General features: G+C 70.9%; 1 pseudogene. It reads right to left on the reverse strand.

Features of this window, described 5'->3' with window-relative positions:
- Positions 1 to 945: pseudogene (locus tag KWI83_RS37770) on the reverse strand (histidine kinase); the annotation flags it as partial.
- Position 946: the final 1 nt, after the last annotated feature.

Here is a 946-nt window from a genome sequence, read left to right on the forward strand (position 1 = left end):
CACACCGCGCGCGAAGTCCAGCAGCGCGGCCGGTATGTCGTCGCCGACGACATGGTGGAAGGTGCCGCCAAGGTCCTCGACGAGGGTCCGCTGCACCGCGAGTTCCTTCGGTGAGGCGGCCGTGAGTCCGTCGCTGCGCGCTATGTAGACGGCGAGCACCTCTCCCCCGGCGCCCTTCTCCGCCAGCCGCGCCGCCCGCCGGATCAGCGTGCGCCCCTCCGGACCGCCGGTCAGACCCACCACGATCCGCTCCCGCGAACCCCAGATCCTCGACACCCGGTGCTCGCTGCGGTACTGCTTCAGGTACTCGTCGACCCGGTCCGCCACCCACAGCAGCGCCAGCTCCCGCAAAGCCGTGAGGTTGCCCGGCCGGAAGTAGTTCGACAGGGCGGCGTCGACCTTGTCCGGCTGGTAGATGTTCCCGTGCGCCATACGGCGGCGCAGCGCCTCCGGCGACATGTCGACCAGCTCGATCTGGTCGGCCCGCCGGACCACCTCGTCCGGCACCGTCTCCCGCTGCCGGACCCCCGTGATCGACTCCACCACGTCACCCAGCGACTCCAGGTGCTGGATGTTGACGGTGGAGACCACGTCGATCCCGGCCGCGAGGAGTTCCTCCACGTCCATCCAGCGCTTGGCGTGGCGCGAGCCCGGGACGTTGCTGTGGGCGAGTTCGTCCACCAGGGCGACCTGCGGCCGCCGGGCGAGGACCGCGTCCACGTCCATCTCGGTGAAGGCCCCGCCGCGGTACTCCAGCCGCCTGCGCGGAACCTGTTCCAGGCCGTGCAGCATCACCTCGGTGCGCGGCCGGTCGTGGTGTTCCACGAAGGCCACCACGCAGTCCGTGCCGCGCTCCACCCGGCGGTGCGCCTCGGCCAGCATCGCGTACGTCTTGCCCACACCCGGTGCCGCACCGAGGTAGATCCGAAGCTTGCCGCGTGCCATG

Origin of the sequence: Streptomyces sp. TRM70350, assembly GCF_019219825.1 — a bacterium.
In the GTDB taxonomy this organism is placed as follows: Bacteria; Actinomycetota; Actinomycetes; order Streptomycetales; family Streptomycetaceae; genus Streptomyces.